The sequence below is a fragment of the Pseudomonas sp. SIMBA_068 genome, from assembly GCF_046534705.1.
GTDB lineage: Bacteria > Pseudomonadota > Gammaproteobacteria > Pseudomonadales > Pseudomonadaceae > Aquipseudomonas > Aquipseudomonas putida.
The window spans coordinates 258,802-275,701 of the sequence record NZ_JAWRYI010000005.1 but is presented as its reverse complement, the minus strand read 5'-3'; the positions used below and the strand labels follow the sequence as shown (position 1 = coordinate 275,701).

Here is a 16,900-nt window from a genome sequence, read left to right as displayed (position 1 = left end):
GTAACGGAGGTGGCAGGCTTGTTCACGTTCGCAGGTCCTATAACGCCACATCGAGAAAGCCCGGCGCCTGGGCCAGGGCGAAGGGGCTGAAGATCGCCCAATTGCGTTCACGCGGGAAATGCCCCTGCACAAAACGTGCAGCGGCGCGCAGCAGTGGCTGGGGCGGCGACAGCTGCAGGCTGTCCAGGTCAAAGTGCTGCAAGCCCAGTACCTCGTCCACCAGCAGGCCGACGAACAGTGCCTCGTGGTCCAGCACCAGCACCCGCCGTTGCTTGCCCGGGGCGGCGTGGCCCAGGCCGAAGAAGCTGCTCAGGTCCATCACCGGCAACAACCGGCCGCGCAGGTTGGCTACCCCGCACACCCATGGCTGCACACCGGGGACGCGGCTGCTGCGCGGTTCACGCAGCACCTCGGCCACCTCGCCCATGGGCGCGACAAACCACTGCCCGGCAATGCGAAAACCGATACCGCTCCACTGTTGCAGGCGGTTGTCTTGCGGCGGTTGGTCGGCGACCAGCAGGCGGCAGCGCCGGTCAATGTCCAGCAACAGCTCGAAGGCGGTCAGCGACGCGCCTTGCGGGCGGGTGGTCAAGCGCCTAGCACTTCTTTGAGCTTGGCGATCAGGTCGTCTTCTTCCACGGGCTTGGTCACGAAACCCCTCGCGCCCTGGCGCTTTGCCCAGATGCGATCGGTTTCCTGGTCTTTGGTGGTAACGACCAATACTGGAATGGCGCTGGTCTCGGGGTCCTTGCTCAATTGCCGGGTCGCCTGGAAGCCGTTGAGAACAGGCATGACGATATCCATCAACACTGCATCGGGCTTTGCCTGACGCGCCAGCGCCACGCCATCGGCACCGTTGCTGGCTTTGAGCACCTCATGACCGTGCTTTTCAAGCCATCCGGCCAATTTGTACATCTCTGTCGGCGAGTCGTCGACAATCAGAACTCGGGCCATGCTGTTTCCCCATCAGGAAAGTAAGGCCGTGCCATGGCGGGGCGCGGTCAGGGTACGTGTTGTGGAGGCGCGGTAAACCCGGGCACGTGGGCGCGGATCGCGTCGAGCAGCTCTTCCTTGCTGAACGGTTTGGTCAGGAACTGATCAGAGCCGACCACCCGGCCGCGGGCCTTGTCGAACAGGCCATCGCGCGACGACAGCAGGATCACCGGGGTGTCCTTGAAAGCACTGTTGTGCTTGATCACGGCGCAGGTCTGGTAGCCGTCCAGGCGCGGCATCAGCACATCAACGAAGATGATGCTGGGCTGGTGGTCGACGATCTTGGCCAGGGCATCGAAGCCGTCGCTGGCGGTGATCACCTCGCAGCCCGCCTCACCGAGCAACATCTGCGCGGTGCGGCGGATCGTGCGGGAATCGTCGATCACCATCACCTTCAGGGGTTGTTCCATAGACGCCTACCAATGGAAATTAGCTGCACTTTTAGCATACTCCGGGTGGCCATTCCATCTGCGCCGCCCCTTGACCGGCGGCGTTCGCGGCGCCACCCTGAGCCACTTTTCTTTCGCCATCGCGGCCACCTGCCGCCAAGAGGAACCACCCCATGAGCGTTCGCCTCGGCATTGTCATGGACCCCATCGCGTCCATCTCCTACAAGAAGGACAGTTCGCTGGCCATGCTGCTGGCCGCCCAGGCACGCGGCTGGAGCCTGTTCTACATGGAACAGCAAGACCTGTACCAGGGCGAAAGCAAGGCCCGCGCCCGCATGCGCCCGCTGAAGGTGTTTGCCGACCCGGCGCATTGGTTCGAGCTTGGCGAGGAGCAAGACAGCCCGCTGGCCGAGCTGGACGTGATCCTGATGCGCAAGGATCCACCCTTCGACATGGAGTTCGTCTACAGCACCTACCTGCTGGAGCAGGCCGAGAATGATGGCGTGCTGGTGGTCAACCGCCCGCAGAGCCTGCGCGACTGCAACGAAAAGATGTTCGCCACGCTGTTCCCGCAGTGCACCACCCCAACCCTGGTCAGCCGCCGCCCGGACATCATTCGCGAATTCGCGGCCAAGCATGTTGACGTGATCCTCAAGCCGCTGGATGGCATGGGCGGTACGTCGATCTTCCGTCACCGCGCTGGCGACCCCAACCTGTCGGTGATCCTCGAAACCCTGACCGCACTGGGCACCCAGCAGATCATGGCCCAGGCTTACCTGCCAGCGATCAAGGACGGCGACAAACGCATCCTGATGATCGACGGTGAGCCAGTGGACTACTGCCTGGCGCGTATTCCGGCCAGCGGCGAAACCCGAGGCAACCTGGCCGCTGGCGGACGTGGCGAAGCGCGCCCGCTGACCGAGCGCGACCGCTGGATTGCCGCCCAGGTCGGCCCGACCCTGCGCGAGAAGGGCCTGTTGTTCGTGGGCCTGGACGTGATCGGCGACTACCTCACCGAAATCAACGTCACCAGCCCCACCTGCATCCGCGAGATCGATGCTGCCTACAACACCGATATCGGTGGCAAATTGATGGATGCCATTGATCGCCACCTCAAGGCGCGCTGACAGCCAACGCGAAGCAAAGCCGCAGAGTGGGGTATGATGCCGGTCCTATTCGACTGAGCTGCTGCCCCGCCCAGCAGTTGCTGGATACCTGATGACGCTGCCCGCTGACATCCCCTCCGACCTGCTGCCGCCCCGTGTTCGCCCGGTGGACCGGCTCGGCTTTACCCTGTTCCTGGCTGCCCTGGTGCACCTGGCGCTGATTCTTGGCGTCGGCTTCACCGTGGTCAAGCCTGCCGAAATCCGCCACACCATGGACATCACCCTGGCCACCTTCAAGAGCGAGAAAGCGCCCGAGAAGGCCGATTTCCAGGCTCAGGACAACCAGCAGGGCAGCGGCACGCTGGACAAGAAAGCGGTGCCCACCACCACCGAACTGGCGCCGTTCCAGGACAGCAAGATCAACAAGATCACCCCGCCACCCGCCGCCAGGCCCGAGGTAGTACCACCCCCTACCCCACAAAAGTCGGCGGTAGTGACGACTGCGCCCAAGCCGCAAAAGGTCGAACCCAAGCCCAAGGAAAGCAAGGCCCAGCCCAAGCCCGCGGCGCCAGCGCCCGACTTCGACAGCTCGCAGCTGTCCAGCCAGATCGCCAGCCTGGAGGCGGAGCTGTCCAACGAGCAGCAGATGTACGCCAAGCGCCCGCGCATCCATCGCCTGAATGCCGCCTCGACCATGCGCGACAAGGGCGCCTGGTACAAGGAAGAGTGGCGCAAGAAGGTCGAGCGGGTGGGCAACCTGAACTACCCCGACGAAGCACGTCGGCAACAGATTTACGGCAACTTGCGGATGATGGTGTCGATCAACCGCGACGGTTCTCTGTACGAAGTGCTGGTACTGGAATCGTCCGGGCAGCAGGTGCTGGACCAGGCGGCGCAACGCATCGTGCGGCTGGCCGCGCCGTTTGCACCGTTTACCGGGGATCTGGCCGAGTTTGACCGGCTGGAGATCATCCGCACCTGGCGTTTTGCCCGTGGGGACCGTCTGTCCAGTAACTGACTCAGCGCCGCTTCGCGGCCCATCGCCGGCAAGCCAGCTCCCACACCGACCGCATCGGTCTCAAGCCATGTGCAGTTCCTGTGGGAGCTGGCTTGCCGGCGATGGAGCGCGAAGCGGTCCCGAATCCGGCCTGTCGAGCACCTTGTCAGCCTCGCCGCCTGGCGCCACACTATCCCCCATGAAAACCCTCGCCCCGAGCTACCTCAAGCACCAGTTCCTGATCGCCATGCCGCACATGGCCGATCCGAACTTCGCCCAGACCCTCACGTACATTGTCGAGCACAATGAGCATGGCGCCATGGGCCTGGTGGTCAACCGGCCGCAGGAATTGAGCCTGGCCGACATCCTCGAGCAGCTGCGCCCGGACGAAACGCCGCCGGCCAGCACCTTGCAGGTGCCGATCTACCAGGGTGGCCCGGTGCAGACCGACCGCGGCTTCGTGCTGCACAGCAGCGAATGCAGCTTCCAGGCCACCGTGGCCCTCGAAGGCCTGTCGCTGACCACATCGCAGGATGTGCTGCTGGCCATCGCCGCCGGGGTGGGCCCGAAACAGAGCCTGATCACACTCGGTTATGCCGGCTGGGAAGCGGGTCAACTGGAGGCGGAGCTGGCCGACAACGCCTGGCTCAACTGCCCGTTCGACCCGGAAATCATCTTTGACCGGGCCAGCGACCTGCGCCTGGAAGCAGCGGCCGCCAGCCTGGGGATCAACCTGCACCTGCTGACCAGCCAGGCGGGCCACGCCTGATGGCCGAACTACGCCTCTTGCTGGGTTTCGACTACGGCAGCAAACAGATCGGCGTGGCCGTCGGCCAGGTGATCACCGGGCAGGCACGCGAGCTGTGCACCCTGAAGGCGCAGAACGGCGTGCCGGACTGGGCTCAGGTGGAAAAGCTCATCAATGAGTGGAAACCCGATGCCATTGTCGTCGGCCTGCCGTTGAACATGGACGGCACGGCCAGCGAGATGAGCGCCCGCGCCGAAAAGTTCGCCCGCCGCCTGAACGGCCGCTTCAACCTGCCCGTGCATACCCACGACGAACGCCTGACCACCTTCGAGGCCAAGGGCGAGCGCATGGCCCGTGGCGGCCAGCGCGGCAGCTACCGCGACAACCCGGTCGATGCCATCGCCGCCGCCCTGTTACTGCAAGGCTGGCTGGAGGCCAATACCTGATCATCTTTGCCGCCGGGCCCGCCCGGCGCACCCTTCCGAGGAGCCCGCAATGAGCCTACCCAATCCCGCCGACCTGATTCGGCAGATGGCTGTCGACCTTCGTGCCCACCTGGCGCGCCGGGCAATCACCGAGCCCCGTTACATCGGTATCCGCACCGGCGGTGTCTGGGTTGCCCAGGCCCTGCAGGAAACCATGGGCGACAGCAGCCCCATGGGCACCCTGGACGTCTCGTTCTACCGCGACGACTTCAGCCAGAACGGCCTGCACCCACAAGTGCGCCCGTCCGAGCTGCCGTTCGAGGTCGAGGGCCAGCACCTGGTGCTGGTGGATGACGTACTGATGAGCGGTCGCACCATCCGCGCGGCGCTCAACGAACTGTTCGATTACGGCCGCCCGGCCAGCGTCACCCTGGTCTGCCTGCTGGACCTGGATGCCGGCGAATTGCCGATCCGTCCGAATGTGCTCGGTGCCACCCTGTCGCTGGCCGCCCATGAACGGGTAAAATTGACCGGACCCGCACCGCTCGCCCTCGAGCGCCAGGACCTCGCCTCCGCTTCCGCCCTTTAAGAGTCCCCCGCGATGACGCCAATCGACGCCAAGCGCCCGCTGCAGCTCAATGATCAGGGCCAGCTGCGCCACTTCCTCTCGCTCGACGGTTTGCCCCGCGAACTGCTCACCGAGATCCTCGACACCGCCGACTCCTTCCTGGAAGTCGGTGCCCGGGCCGTGAAGAAAGTCCCGTTGCTGCGCGGCAAGACCGTGTGCAACGTGTTCTTCGAGAACTCGACCCGTACCCGCACCACCTTCGAACTGGCGGCCCAGCGCCTGTCGGCCGACGTGATCAGCCTGAACGTGTCGACCTCCTCGACCAGCAAGGGCGAGACCCTGTTCGACACCCTGCGCAACCTCGAAGCCATGGCGGCCGACATGTTCGTGGTACGCCATTCCGACTCCGGCGCGGCGCACTTCATCGCCGAGCACGTGTGCCCGGACGTCGCAGTAATCAACGGTGGTGACGGCCGCCACGCGCACCCGACCCAGGGCATGCTCGACATGCTCACCATTCGCCGCCACAAGGGCAGCTTCGAGAACCTCTCGGTAGCCATCGTCGGCGACATCCTGCACTCGCGCGTGGCCCGCTCCGACATGCTGGCGCTCAAAGCGCTGGGCTGCCCGGACATCCGCGTGATCGGCCCGAAAACCCTGATCCCGATCGGCATCGAGCAGTACGGCGTAAAGGTCTACACCGACCTCGCCGAAGGCCTGAAGGATGTCGACGTGGTGATCATGCTGCGCCTGCAACGCGAGCGCATGGCCGGCGGCCTGCTGCCCAGCGAAGGTGAGTTCTACCGCCTGTTCGGCCTGACCACCGCGCGCCTGGCCGGGGCCAAGCCTGACGCCATCGTCATGCACCCAGGCCCGATCAACCGTGGTGTGGAAATCGAGTCGGCGGTGGCCGACGGTAAGCACTCGGTGATCCTCAACCAGGTCACCTACGGCATCGCCGTGCGCATGGCCGTGCTGTCCATGGCCATGAGCGGGCAGAACGCGCAACGTCAATTCGACCAGGAGAACGCCCAGTGACCATCAGTATTCTTGGCGCCCGGGTCATCGATCCCAAGACAGGCCTGGACCAGGTCACCGACCTGCACCTGGACGGTGGCCGCATTGCCGCCATCGGCGCCGCGCCGGCCGGCTTCAGCGCCAGCCGCACGATCCAGGCCGATGGCCTGGTCGCCGCACCGGGCCTGGTCGACCTGGGTGTGTCCCTGCGCGAGCCGGGTTACAGCCGCAAAGGCAACATCGCGAGTGAAACCCGCGCAGCCGTGGCCGGCGGTGTCACCAGCCTGTGCTGCCCGCCACAGACCAAGCCTGTGCTGGACACCTCGGCGGTGGCCGAGCTGATCCTGGACCGCGCCCGTGAGGCTGCCAACAGCAAGGTGTACCCGATCGGCGCCCTGACCAAAGGCCTCGAAGGCGAGCAACTGGCCGAGCTGGTGGCCCTGCGCGACACCGGTTGCGTGGCCTTCGGCAATGGCCTGAAACAAATCCCCAACAACCGTACCCTGGCCCGCGCCCTGGAATACGCCGCCACCTTCGACCTGACCGTGGTGTTCCACTCCCAGGACCGCGACCTGGCCGAGGGCGGCCTGGCCCACGAAGGTGCCATGGCCAGTTTCCTCGGCCTGCCGGGCATCCCGGAAAGCGCCGAAACCGTGGCACTGGCGCGCAACCTGCTGCTGGTGGAACAAAGCGGCGTGCGTGCGCACTTCAGCCAGATCACCAGCGCCCGTGGCGCACAGCTGATTGCCCAGGCGCAGGAACTCGGCCTGCCGGTGACCGCAGATGTGGCGCTGTACCAGTTGATACTCACCGATGAGTCGCTGCGCGAGTTTTCCAGCCTGTACCACGTGCAGCCACCGCTGCGCACTGCCAAAGACCGGGATGGCCTGCGCGCCGCGGTCAAATCGGGCGTGATCCAGGCGATTTCCAGCCACCACCAGCCCCATGAGCGCGACGCCAAGCTGGCCCCGTTCGGCGCCACCGAGCCGGGCATCAGCAGCGTCGAGTTGCTGCTGCCACTGGCCATGACCCTGGTACAGGACGGCCTGCTCGACCTGCCGACCTTGCTCGCCCGCCTGAGCAGCGGCCCGGCTGCCGCCCTGCGCCTGCCGGCCGGTGAGCTGAAAGTGGGTGGTGCGGCCGACCTGGTGCTGTTCGACCCGCAAGCCTCCACCGTTGCCGGCGAGCAGTGGTTCTCGCGTGGCGAGAACTGCCCGTTCATCGGCCACTGCCTGCCGGGTGCGGTGCGTTATACCTTGGTCGATGGCCACATCTGCCACGAGGCCTGAGTAACCCTCACAGGCCTCATCGCCGGCAAGTCAGCTCCCACAGGAAATCACTGCCCTCAGGCCCTCTGATGACCTGTGGGAGCTGGCTTGCCGGCGATGAGGCCTTTGCAGGAGAGCACCAACCATTCATCCCCCACGGTTGAAATCCTTCCCCCAACCCCCATATGAGTCTGCATCAGGCACTTTCGCCCCGCTGCGTGGAGACTCTCCCCTTGACCACCATCGTTTCTGTCCGCCGTAACGGCAAAGTCGTCATGGGCGGCGACGGCCAGGTATCTCTCGGCAACACCGTGATGAAAGGCAACGCCAAGAAAGTGCGCCGCCTGTACCACGGCCAGGTCATCGCCGGCTTCGCGGGTGCCACCGCCGATGCCTTCACCCTGTTCGAGCGCTTCGAAGGCCAGCTGGAAAAACACCAGGGCCACCTGGTTCGCGCCGCCGTCGAGCTGGCCAAGGAATGGCGTACCGACCGTTCCCTGAGCCGCCTGGAAGCCATGCTGGCCGTGGCCAACAAGGATGCCTCCCTGATCATCACCGGCAACGGTGACGTGGTCGAGCCCGAAGACGGCCTGATCGCCATGGGTTCCGGGGGTGCCTACGCCCAGGCAGCAGCCCGCGCCCTGCTGAACAAGACCGACCTTTCGGCCCGTGAAATCGCTGAAACTGCCCTGAACATCGCCGGCGACATCTGCGTGTTCACCAACCACAACCTGACCATCGAGGAGCAGGACCTGGCCGACTGATTCAGTTGCTTTGGCGCCTCTTCCCGGTGAAGGGGCTTTTCCACGCTGACTCACCTGCCCCAGGACCCTATTGATCATGTCCATGACCCCCCGCGAGATCGTCCACGAACTCAACCGCCACATCATCGGCCAGGACGACGCCAAGCGCGCCGTCGCCATTGCCCTGCGCAACCGCTGGCGCCGGATGCAGCTGCCTGCCGAGCTGCGTGCCGAAGTGACCCCGAAGAACATCCTGATGATCGGCCCTACCGGCGTCGGCAAGACCGAAATCGCCCGTCGCCTGGCCAAGCTGGCCAACGCGCCGTTCCTCAAGGTCGAAGCCACCAAGTTCACCGAAGTAGGCTACGTGGGCCGCGACGTCGAGTCGATCATCCGTGACCTGGCCGACGCCGCGCTGAAGATGCTGCGCGAGCAGGAGATCATCCGCGTGCGCCACCGCGCCGAGGACGCCGCTGAAGACCGTATCCTCGATGCCCTGCTGCCGCAGGCGCGGGTCAGCAGCTTCTCGGAAGAAGCCGCGCAGACCAGCAGCGATTCCAACACCCGCCAGCTGTTCCGCAAGCGCCTGCGTGAAGGCCAGCTGGACGACAAGGAAATCGAAATCGAAGTGGCCGATGCCGTGGGCGTCGAAATTGCCGCGCCGCCTGGCATGGAAGAGATGACCAACCAGCTGCAGAACCTGTTTGCCAACATGGGCAAAGGCAAGCGCAAGGCGCGCAAGCTGAAGGTGAAAGAAGCGCTGAAGATGGTTCGCGACGAAGAAGCGGGCCGCCTGGTCAACGAGGAAGAGCTCAAGGCCAAGGCCCTGGAAGCGGTCGAGCAGCACGGCATCGTGTTCATCGACGAAATCGACAAGGTTGCCAAGCGTGGTAACGTTGGCGGTGCCGATGTGTCCCGTGAAGGCGTGCAGCGCGACCTGCTGCCACTGATCGAAGGCTGCACCGTCAACACCAAGCTGGGCATGGTCAAGACCGACCACATCCTGTTCATCGCCTCGGGTGCGTTCCACCTGAGCAAGCCAAGCGACCTGGTACCCGAGCTGCAAGGCCGCCTGCCGATCCGTGTCGAGCTGAAGGCACTGACCCCTGAAGACTTCGAGCGCATCCTGCAAGAGCCGCACGCTTCGCTGACCGAGCAGTACCAGGCCCTGCTGAAGACCGAAGGCCTGAACATCGAGTTCATCGGCGATGGCATCAAGCGCCTGGCCGAGATTGCCTACCAGGTCAACGAAAAGACCGAGAACATCGGTGCCCGCCGCTTGCACACCCTGCTTGAGCGTTTGCTCGAAGAGGTGTCGTTCAGCGCTGGCGACCTGGCCAGTGCCCATGACGAAACGCCGATCCAGATCGACGCTGCGTATGTGAACAGCCATCTGGGTGAACTGGCGCAGAACGAAGACCTGTCCCGTTACATCCTGTAAGACCGCAGGGGCCGCTTCGCGGCCTTTCGCCGGCAAGCCAGCCCCCACAGGATTATCACGATCCTGAATGCTGTGGAGCACCTGTGGGAGCTGGCTTACCGGCGATTGGGCTGCAAAGCAGTTCCCCTTGCGCAATCCCCAGAATGTCCCGAAGCTGTGCATCATCAGCTCCCGAGAGATTCCAGCCATGGCCCGCATGCCCACCGCCATAAACCTGCACAAAGCCTCGAAAACCCTCACCCTCACCTACGCCCCCGGCGAGGTCTACCACCTGCCCGCCGAACTCCTGCGCGTGCACTCCCCCTCCGCCGAGGTCCAGGGCCACGGCAACCCCATCCTGCAGTTCGGCAAGATCAACGTCGGCCTGGTCGGCCTGGAGCCTGCCGGCCAATATGCACTGAAACTGACCTTCGACGACGGCCATGACAGCGGCCTGTTCACCTGGGAATACCTGGAACAGCTGTGCCTTCGCCAGGAACAGCTGTGGGCCGACTACCTCGACGAGCTGCACAAGGCCGGAAAATCCCGCGACCCGGCCGCATCGGTTGTGAAACTCATGCTCTAGCCCAAGGCCTGCAGGGTTTAGAGCGCATTTTCTAAATTCATCTGTTTGAATGACTTGCAGACAGCCCAGTGAAGGGCTGTCTTGCGCATTACATGAAAGTCGGGTAACCAATGGGTGTGGCAAGTTCCCTGCATCACTTTGCAGGCAGTCAGAACCCCCGCAGCACCGCTGTTCCTTATCACTGGTCACCCGAGTAGCAGTACCGGGCTCAGGGCTGTGCGCTTGTCACAGCAACCGGTACTCGTCTCAGGACAACGGAGCGTCGTAGATGAGTAACAAGAACAACGATGAGCTGCAGCGGCAGGCCTCGGAAAACACCCTGGGGCTGAACCCGGTCATCGGCATTCGCCGCAAGGACCTGTTGAGCTCGGCACGCACTGTGCTGCGCCAGGCCGTGCGCCAACCGCTGCACAGTGCCAAGCATGTGGCCCACTTTGGCCTGGAACTGAAAAACGTGCTGCTGGGCAAGTCCAGCCTGGCCCCGGAAAGCGACGACCGCCGTTTCAACGACCCGGCCTGGAGCAACAACCCGCTGTACCGCCGCTACCTGCAAACCTACCTGGCCTGGCGCAACGAGTTGCAGGACTGGATCGGCAACAGCGACCTGCCACCCCAGGACATCAGCCGCGGCCAATTCGTCATCAACCTGATGACCGAAGCCATGGCGCCGACCAATACCTTGTCCAACCCGGCAGCGGTCAAACGCTTCTTCGAAACCGGCGGCAAGAGCCTGCTCGACGGCCTGTCCAACCTCGCCAAGGACATGGTCAACAACGGCGGCATGCCCAGCCAGGTGAACATGGACGCCTTCGAAGTGGGCAAGAACCTGGGCACCAGCGAAGGCGCGGTGGTGTACCGCAACGATGTACTGGAGCTTATCCAGTACAGCCCCATCACCGAGCAGGTGCATGCCCGCCCGCTGCTGGTGGTGCCACCGCAGATCAACAAGTTCTACGTGTTCGACCTGAGCCCGGAAAAGAGCCTGGCACGCTACTGCCTGCGCTCGCAGCAGCAAACCTTCATCATCAGCTGGCGCAACCCGACCAAGGCCCAGCGTGAATGGGGCCTGTCCACCTACATCGATGCGCTGAAAGAAGCCGTCGACGCGGTGCTGGCGATTACCGGCAGCAAAGACCTGAACATGCTCGGTGCCTGCTCCGGTGGCATTACCTGCACTGCGCTGGTGGGCCACTATGCCGCCATTGGCGAAAACAAGGTCAATGCCCTGACCCTGCTGGTCAGCGTGCTGGACACCACCATGGACAACCAGGTCGCCTTGTTCGTCGATGAACAAACCCTGGAAAGTGCCAAGCGCCACTCCTACCAGGCTGGCGTGCTGGAAGGCAGCGAGATGGCCAAGGTGTTCGCCTGGATGCGCCCCAACGACCTGATCTGGAACTACTGGGTCAACAACTACCTGCTTGGCAACGAGCCGCCGGTGTTCGACATCCTGTTCTGGAACAACGACACCACGCGCCTGCCGGCCGCCTTCCACGGCGACCTGATCGAAATGTTCAAGAGCAACCCACTGATCCGCCCGGATGCACTGGAAGTGTGCGGCACCCCGATCAACCTGAAAAATGTGCAGTGCGACATCTTCAGCGTTGCAGGCACTGCAGACCACATCACCCCGTGGCAATCGTGCTACCGCTCGGCGCACTTGTTCGGCGGCAAGATCGAGTTCGTGCTGTCCAACAGCGGCCATATCCAGAGCATCCTCAACCCGCCAGGCAACCCCAAGGCGCGCTTCATGACTGGCGCTGACCGCCCGGGTGACCCGCTGGCCTGGCAGGAAAACGCCACCAAGCACGCCGACTCCTGGTGGCTGCACTGGCAGAGCTGGCTGAGCGAACGTGCCGGGGAGCTGAAAAAAGCGCCAACCCGCCTGGGCAACCGCGCTTATGCCGCTGGCGAAGCCGCACCAGGCACCTACGTTCACGAGCGCTGAGTTGCGTTGCCGTGGCCGCCATGAGCGCGCCACGGCGCTTTTTTCACGACAGAGTCGAACGCATGCCGGAACCCTACATCTTCAGGACCGTCGAACTGGACGACCAGTCCATTCGCACCGCCGTCCGCCCGGGCAAGCCACACCTGACACCGTTGCTGATCTTCAACGGCATCGGCGCCAACCTGGAGCTGGTGTTCCCGTTCATCGAGGCGCTGGACCCGGACCTGGAGGTCATCGCCTTCGACGTGCCCGGTGTGGGTGGTTCATCCACCCCGCGTCATCCCTATCGCTTTCCTGGGCTGGCCAAGCTCACAGCACGCATGCTCGATTACCTGAACTACGGCCAGGTCAGCGCCATCGGCGTGTCCTGGGGCGGCGCCCTGGCCCAGCAGTTTGCCCACGACTACCCGGAGCGCTGCAAGAAACTGGTGCTGGCCGCCACTGCCGCCGGCGCAGTCATGGTGCCGGGCAAACCTAAAGTCTTGTGGATGATGGCGAGCCCCAGGCGCTACGTGCAGCCCTCCCATGTGATCCGCATCGCACCGCTGATCTACGGCGGCGCCTTCCGCCGCGACCCGGACCTGGCCATGCACCATGCGTCCAAGGTGCGCTCCGGGGGCAAGCTGGGCTATTACTGGCAGCTGTTCGCCGGCCTGGGCTGGACCAGCATCCACTGGCTGCACAAGATCCACCAGCCAACGCTGGTGCTGGCCGGTGACGACGACCCGCTGATCCCGCTGGTCAACATGCGCCTGCTCGCCTGGCGGATTCCCAATGCCCAGCTACACATAATTGACGATGGCCACCTGTTCCTGATTACCCGGGCCGAGGCCGTCGCACCGATCATCATGAAGTTTCTCCAGGAAGAACGTCAGCGCGCGGTCATGCATCCGCGCCCCGCCTCTGGCGGTTGATTGTCGCTGCCCAAGCATCGGGTAAGACGAGGGAGTGTTGCCATGACAGACAAACCGGGCAAAGGAACGAAAACGCTTCCCGCCACCAGCATGAACGTGCAGAACGCCATACTCGGCCTACGCGGGCGCGACCTGGTGTCGACCCTGCGCAGGGTTGGCCGCCACGGCTTGACCAACCCGCTGCACACGGCACGGCATCTGTTGGCGTTCGGCAGCCAGCTGGGCCGCGTGATGCTGGGCGACACGCCCTACCAGCCCAACCCTCGCGATGGCCGCTTCAGCGACCCGACCTGGAGCCACAACCCGTTTTATCGCCGTGGCTTGCAGGCCTATCTGGCCTGGCAGAAGCAGACGCGCCAGTGGATCGATGAAAGTCACCTGGACGACGATGACCGCGCCCGTGCGCACTTTCTGTTTGGCATGATCAATGACGCCCTGGCACCGAGCAACTCGCTGCTCAACCCGCTGGCGGTCAAAGAACTGCTGAACACCGGCGGGCAAAGCCTGGTGCGTGGCGTGGCCCACTTGCTCGACGACCTGCGCCACAACGACGGCCTGCCGCGCCAGGTGGACGAACGTGCCTTCGAGGTGGGTGCCAGCCTGGCGGCAACGCCCGGTGCGGTGGTGTTTCGCAACGAGCTGTTGGAGTTGATCCAGTACAAGCCGATGAGCGAAAAACAGCACGCCAGGCCTTTGCTGGTGGTGCCGCCGCAAATCAACAAGTTCTATATCTTCGACATGCAGGCGCACAACAGCTTCGTTCAGTACATGCTCAAGAACGGCCTGCAGGTGTTCATGATCAGTTGGCGCAACCCCGACCCGCGCCACCGCGAATGGGGCCTGTCCACGTACGTACAGGCCCTGGAAGAAGCGCTGAACGCCTGCCGCAGCATCAGCGGCAACCGCGACCCCAACCTGATGGGTGCCTGCGCCGGCGGCCTGACCATGGCCGCGCTGCAGGGCCACCTGCAGGCCAAGCATCAGTTGCGCAAGATCCGCAGCGCCACTTACCTGGTGAGCCTGCTCGACAGCAAGTTCGACAGCCCGGCCAGCCTGTTCGCCGACGAGCAGACGGTAGAGGCCGCCAAGCGCCGATCCTATCAACGGGGCGTGCTGGACGGCGGCGAAGTCGCCAGGATTTTCGCCTGGATGCGCCCCAACGACCTGATCTGGAACTACTGGGTCAACAACTACCTGTTGGGCAAAGCCCCACCCGCGTTCGACATCCTGTACTGGAACGCCGACAACACACGCCTGCCCGCGGCACTGCACGGGGACTTGCTGGACTTTTTCAAGCACAACCCGCTCACCCACCCGGCAGGCCTCGAAGTGTGCGGCACGCCCATCGACCTCAAGCAGGTCGACCTGGACAGCTTTACCGTGGCCGGCAGCAACGACCACATCACTCCATGGGACGCCGTGTACCGCTCGGCCTTGCTGCTTGGTGGCGACCGGCGTTTCGTGCTGGCCAACAGCGGGCACATCCAGAGCATCATCAACCCGCCGGGCAACCCCAAGGCCTACTACCTGGAAAACCCCAAACTGTCCGGCGACCCGCGCGCCTGGTTCTACGAGGCCAAACGCAGCGACGGCAGTTGGTGGCCCTTGTGGCTGGAATGGATCACACCGCGCTCCGGCCCGCTCAAGGCTCCCCGTACCGAGCTGGGCAACAGTACCTATCCACCGCTCGGCCCGGCGCCAGGCACCTATGTCCTGACCCGATGAGCCCTACGACTGGATGAAGACCCGCGACCGTATCCTCGAATGCGCCCTGCAACTGTTCAACCAGCAGGGCGAACCGAACGTATCCACCTTGGAGATTGCCAACGAACTGGGTATCAGCCCGGGCAACCTGTACTACCACTTCCATGGCAAGGAGCCCTTGGTGCTGGGCCTGTTCGAGCGCTTCGAAGAAGCGCTGATGCCCCTGCTCGACCCGCCCCTGGACGTGCGCCTGGACGCCGAGGACTACTGGCTGTTCCTGCACCTGATCGTCGAGCACATGGCCCAGTACCGCTTTCTGTTCCAGGACCTGTCCAACCTCACCGGCCGCCTGCCCAAGCTGGCGCGCGGCATGCGCAGCCTGATCAATGCACTCAAGCGTACGCTGGCGGCGTTGCTCGCCAGCCTCAAGGGCCAGGGGTTGGTAGAGAGTGAGACCCAGGCGCTGGGGCAACTGGTGGAGCAGATCACAATGACGCTGCTGTTCTCGCTGGATTACCAGCGGGTGCTGGGACGCGAGGCGGATGTGGGAATTGTGGTGTACCAGGTGATGATGCTGGTGGCGCCGCATCTGCAGCCACAGGCGCGGGCGGCGGCGGAGCAGTTGGCGGTGCGCTATCTGGAAGGGTAGAAACAACATGCTGACAACGCCGTCATTGTAGGAGCGGCCTTGTGCCGCGAATGGGCCGCAAAGCGGCCCCGCGATCTCAGCGTCAAGGCAAAGATCCCGGGGCTGCTTTGCAGCCCATTCGCGGCACAAGGCCGCTCCTACGCTGACCGTGTTTGCCCGGAAGGCAATCTGCTTTCAGATCAGGGTACCGGTGCCGTTTGGTGCCGACGGTGCGCTGCTGGCCGGGGCGGCTACAGGTGCCGGGGCTGGGGTAGCGGCCGGGGCGGCACTGGCCGCTGGCGCTGCAGGTTTGGCGGCTGCCGGTTTGGCCGGTGCTTTCTTCACCGCAGGTTTCTTCGCTGCCGCTGGCTTGGCCGCTGTCGGTTTTGCTGCCGGTTTTGCCGCCGGCTTGGCAGCTGCAGGTTTGGCCGCAGGCTTTGCTGCAGGTTTGGCCGCCGCCGTTTTAGCAGCAGGCTTGGCCGCCGCTGCCTTGGCCAGTGGCTTGGCCGCTGCCTTGCTCGCAGCCGGCTTGGACGCCGCAGCGCGCGACGAAATCGGCGTAACCGAAGCACCGGTCAGCTTCTCGATCTGCTTGGTCAGGCTATCCACCTGCTGGTGCAGGGCCTTGATCTCGTTGCGGCTCGGCACGCCCAGGCGAGAGATGGCGCTGTTCAGGCGCTTGTCGAAGGCCTCTTCGAGTTCGCTCCACTTGCCCAGCGCAAGGTCCTTCACGCCAGACACGCGCGAAGTGGTCGACGACTTGGCGGTTTCGGCTACATCTTCAGCCGCCTTCTTCGCCTGCTTCTCGGCCTTCTCGCCATCTTTCACCAGCGAGTCGAACAGCTTCGGGCCGTCCTGGTCAACTTTCGAATAGATACCCAGCCCCGCCAGCCAGATCTTGCGGGAGTACTTCTCGATCCCGCCGACCCAGGAGCTGCTTTCTTTGTCGGAATTCTTCTTGCCAGCCATCCTGCTCTCCTTATGGTTTGTGCGCGACGCGCTCAAGCAGCTCGTGCAGCTGTTCAAGCTTCACCGACAACGCCTCAACGTCATGTTTAGACGGAATACCCAGGCGATTCAAGGCGCGACCGACCCGTGCGTCGAAAGCTTTTTCGATCTTGTCGAGTTGAATTTCTACCTTCCCGCGTACGCGGCTCACTTCTTCAGCGGCTTCGTCAAGCTGGTGGTTGGCGGCATCGAGCTCTTTGTCGATGCGTTTCTTGCCGCGCTTCTCGACGCCTTCGCCGGCCTTGACCAGCTCCTGGAAGTAGTCAGAGCCTTCCTGACCAACGCGGGCGTAGGCGCCGATACCGGCCAGCCAGATCTTGCGCGCATAGCCGCGCACCTCGCCAAGCGTGCCCAGGGCTTCGTCTTTTTTCTTCACAATCACTTTGGCCATGCTGTGTACCTCATGCTCATGAGTGGTGGAAAACCGCCCATGGAGGC

19 protein-coding genes are annotated in these 16,900 nt (G+C 63.9%); 14 read left to right on the top strand and 5 right to left on the bottom strand.

What is annotated here, in order from left to right; genetic code table 11:
* Positions 1-37: 37 nt before the first annotated feature.
* The 3 genes from SB756_RS14765 to SB756_RS14755 are packed head-to-tail and all read right to left on the bottom strand — an operon-like array spanning position 38 to position 1,403.
* Positions 38-592 (bottom strand): chemotaxis protein CheW, encoded by a 555-nt coding sequence (locus tag SB756_RS14765; RefSeq protein WP_016489540.1) that lies wholly within the window; start codon positions 590-592, stop codon positions 38-40.
* Entirely contained in the window at positions 589-954 is a 366-nt protein-coding gene (gene pilH, locus SB756_RS14760) for a twitching motility response regulator PilH (protein ID WP_016489541.1), read from the bottom strand. Before pilH ends, SB756_RS14765 begins: the two co-directional genes overlap by 4 nt.
* 47 nt (positions 955-1,001) lie before the next feature.
* Positions 1,002-1,403 carry a PleD family two-component system response regulator gene (locus SB756_RS14755; protein ID WP_341796960.1) on the bottom strand — a complete coding sequence of 134 codons (402 nt, stop codon included), beginning with the start codon at positions 1,401-1,403 and terminating at the stop codon, positions 1,002-1,004.
* Between the two features lie 152 nt (positions 1,404-1,555).
* Here SB756_RS14755 and gshB point away from each other — a divergent pair, with 152 nt between their 5' ends.
* The 14 genes from gshB (at position 1,556) to SB756_RS14685 (ending at position 15,475) form a co-directional block, all read left to right on the top strand.
* Entirely contained in the window at positions 1,556-2,509 is a 954-nt protein-coding gene (gshB, locus tag SB756_RS14750; protein WP_341796961.1) for a glutathione synthase, read from the top strand.
* 91 nt (positions 2,510-2,600) lie between these two features.
* The gene (locus tag SB756_RS14745; RefSeq protein ID WP_016501974.1) at positions 2,601-3,506 is read left to right on the top strand and encodes an energy transducer TonB; all 906 of its coding nucleotides are present in this window, start codon (positions 2,601-2,603) and stop codon (positions 3,504-3,506) included.
* Positions 3,507-3,684: 178 nt separating this feature from the next.
* Entirely contained in the window at positions 3,685-4,254 is a 570-nt protein-coding gene (locus tag SB756_RS14740; RefSeq protein WP_016501975.1) for a YqgE/AlgH family protein, read from the top strand.
* Positions 4,254-4,679 (top strand): Holliday junction resolvase RuvX, encoded by a 426-nt coding sequence (gene ruvX, locus SB756_RS14735; RefSeq protein WP_174370678.1) that lies wholly within the window; start codon positions 4,254-4,256, stop codon positions 4,677-4,679. Before SB756_RS14740 ends, ruvX begins: the two co-directional genes overlap by 1 nt.
* 49 nt (positions 4,680-4,728) lie before the next feature.
* The gene (pyrR, locus tag SB756_RS14730) at positions 4,729-5,247 is read left to right on the top strand and encodes a bifunctional pyr operon transcriptional regulator/uracil phosphoribosyltransferase PyrR (RefSeq protein WP_341796963.1); all 519 of its coding nucleotides are present in this window, start codon (positions 4,729-4,731) and stop codon (positions 5,245-5,247) included.
* 12 nt (positions 5,248-5,259) lie between these two features.
* Complete coding sequence (locus SB756_RS14725) at positions 5,260-6,264, top strand: aspartate carbamoyltransferase catalytic subunit (protein WP_008099987.1); 1,005 nt, start codon at positions 5,260-5,262, stop codon at positions 6,262-6,264.
* On the top strand, positions 6,261-7,532 hold the full coding sequence (locus SB756_RS14720; RefSeq protein WP_341796964.1) for a dihydroorotase: 1,272 nt from the start codon (positions 6,261-6,263) through the stop codon (positions 7,530-7,532). The genes SB756_RS14725 and SB756_RS14720 overlap by 4 nt, the downstream gene beginning before the upstream one ends.
* A gap of 212 nt (positions 7,533-7,744) precedes the next feature.
* A complete protein-coding gene (hslV, locus tag SB756_RS14715) occupies positions 7,745-8,275 on the top strand; it encodes an ATP-dependent protease subunit HslV (protein ID WP_003249309.1) in 531 nt (176 codons plus the stop codon).
* A gap of 76 nt (positions 8,276-8,351) precedes the next feature.
* Positions 8,352-9,695: an ATP-dependent protease ATPase subunit HslU gene (gene hslU / locus SB756_RS14710; RefSeq protein ID WP_341796965.1), complete on the top strand. Its 1,344-nt coding sequence runs from the start codon at positions 8,352-8,354 to the stop codon at positions 9,693-9,695.
* A 187-nt stretch (positions 9,696-9,882) separates the two neighbouring features.
* The gene (locus SB756_RS14705) at positions 9,883-10,260 is read left to right on the top strand and encodes a DUF971 domain-containing protein (protein WP_341796966.1); all 378 of its coding nucleotides are present in this window, start codon (positions 9,883-9,885) and stop codon (positions 10,258-10,260) included.
* 268 nt (positions 10,261-10,528) lie between these two features.
* Positions 10,529-12,208: a class II poly(R)-hydroxyalkanoic acid synthase gene (phaC, locus tag SB756_RS14700; RefSeq protein WP_016501981.1), complete on the top strand. Its 1,680-nt coding sequence runs from the start codon at positions 10,529-10,531 to the stop codon at positions 12,206-12,208.
* Between the two features lie 62 nt (positions 12,209-12,270).
* Positions 12,271-13,122 (top strand): poly(3-hydroxyalkanoate) depolymerase, encoded by an 852-nt coding sequence (gene phaZ, locus SB756_RS14695; RefSeq protein WP_341796968.1) that lies wholly within the window; start codon positions 12,271-12,273, stop codon positions 13,120-13,122.
* A 42-nt stretch (positions 13,123-13,164) separates the two neighbouring features.
* Positions 13,165-14,847, top strand: a complete 1,683-nt coding sequence (gene phaC, locus SB756_RS14690) for a class II poly(R)-hydroxyalkanoic acid synthase (RefSeq protein WP_410911025.1) — start codon at positions 13,165-13,167, stop codon at positions 14,845-14,847.
* Between the two features lie 13 nt (positions 14,848-14,860).
* Positions 14,861-15,475 (top strand): TetR/AcrR family transcriptional regulator, encoded by a 615-nt coding sequence (locus SB756_RS14685; RefSeq protein WP_016501984.1) that lies wholly within the window; start codon positions 14,861-14,863, stop codon positions 15,473-15,475.
* 174 nt (positions 15,476-15,649) lie between these two features.
* Here SB756_RS14685 and SB756_RS14680 read toward each other — a convergent pair whose 3' ends face one another.
* Positions 15,650-16,423 carry a phasin family protein gene (locus SB756_RS14680; RefSeq protein WP_410911024.1) on the bottom strand — a complete coding sequence of 258 codons (774 nt, stop codon included), beginning with the start codon at positions 16,421-16,423 and terminating at the stop codon, positions 15,650-15,652.
* Between the two features lie 10 nt (positions 16,424-16,433).
* The gene (locus SB756_RS14675) at positions 16,434-16,853 is read right to left on the bottom strand and encodes a phasin family protein (RefSeq protein ID WP_016501986.1); all 420 of its coding nucleotides are present in this window, start codon (positions 16,851-16,853) and stop codon (positions 16,434-16,436) included.
* Between the last annotated feature and the right edge of the window lie 47 nt (positions 16,854-16,900).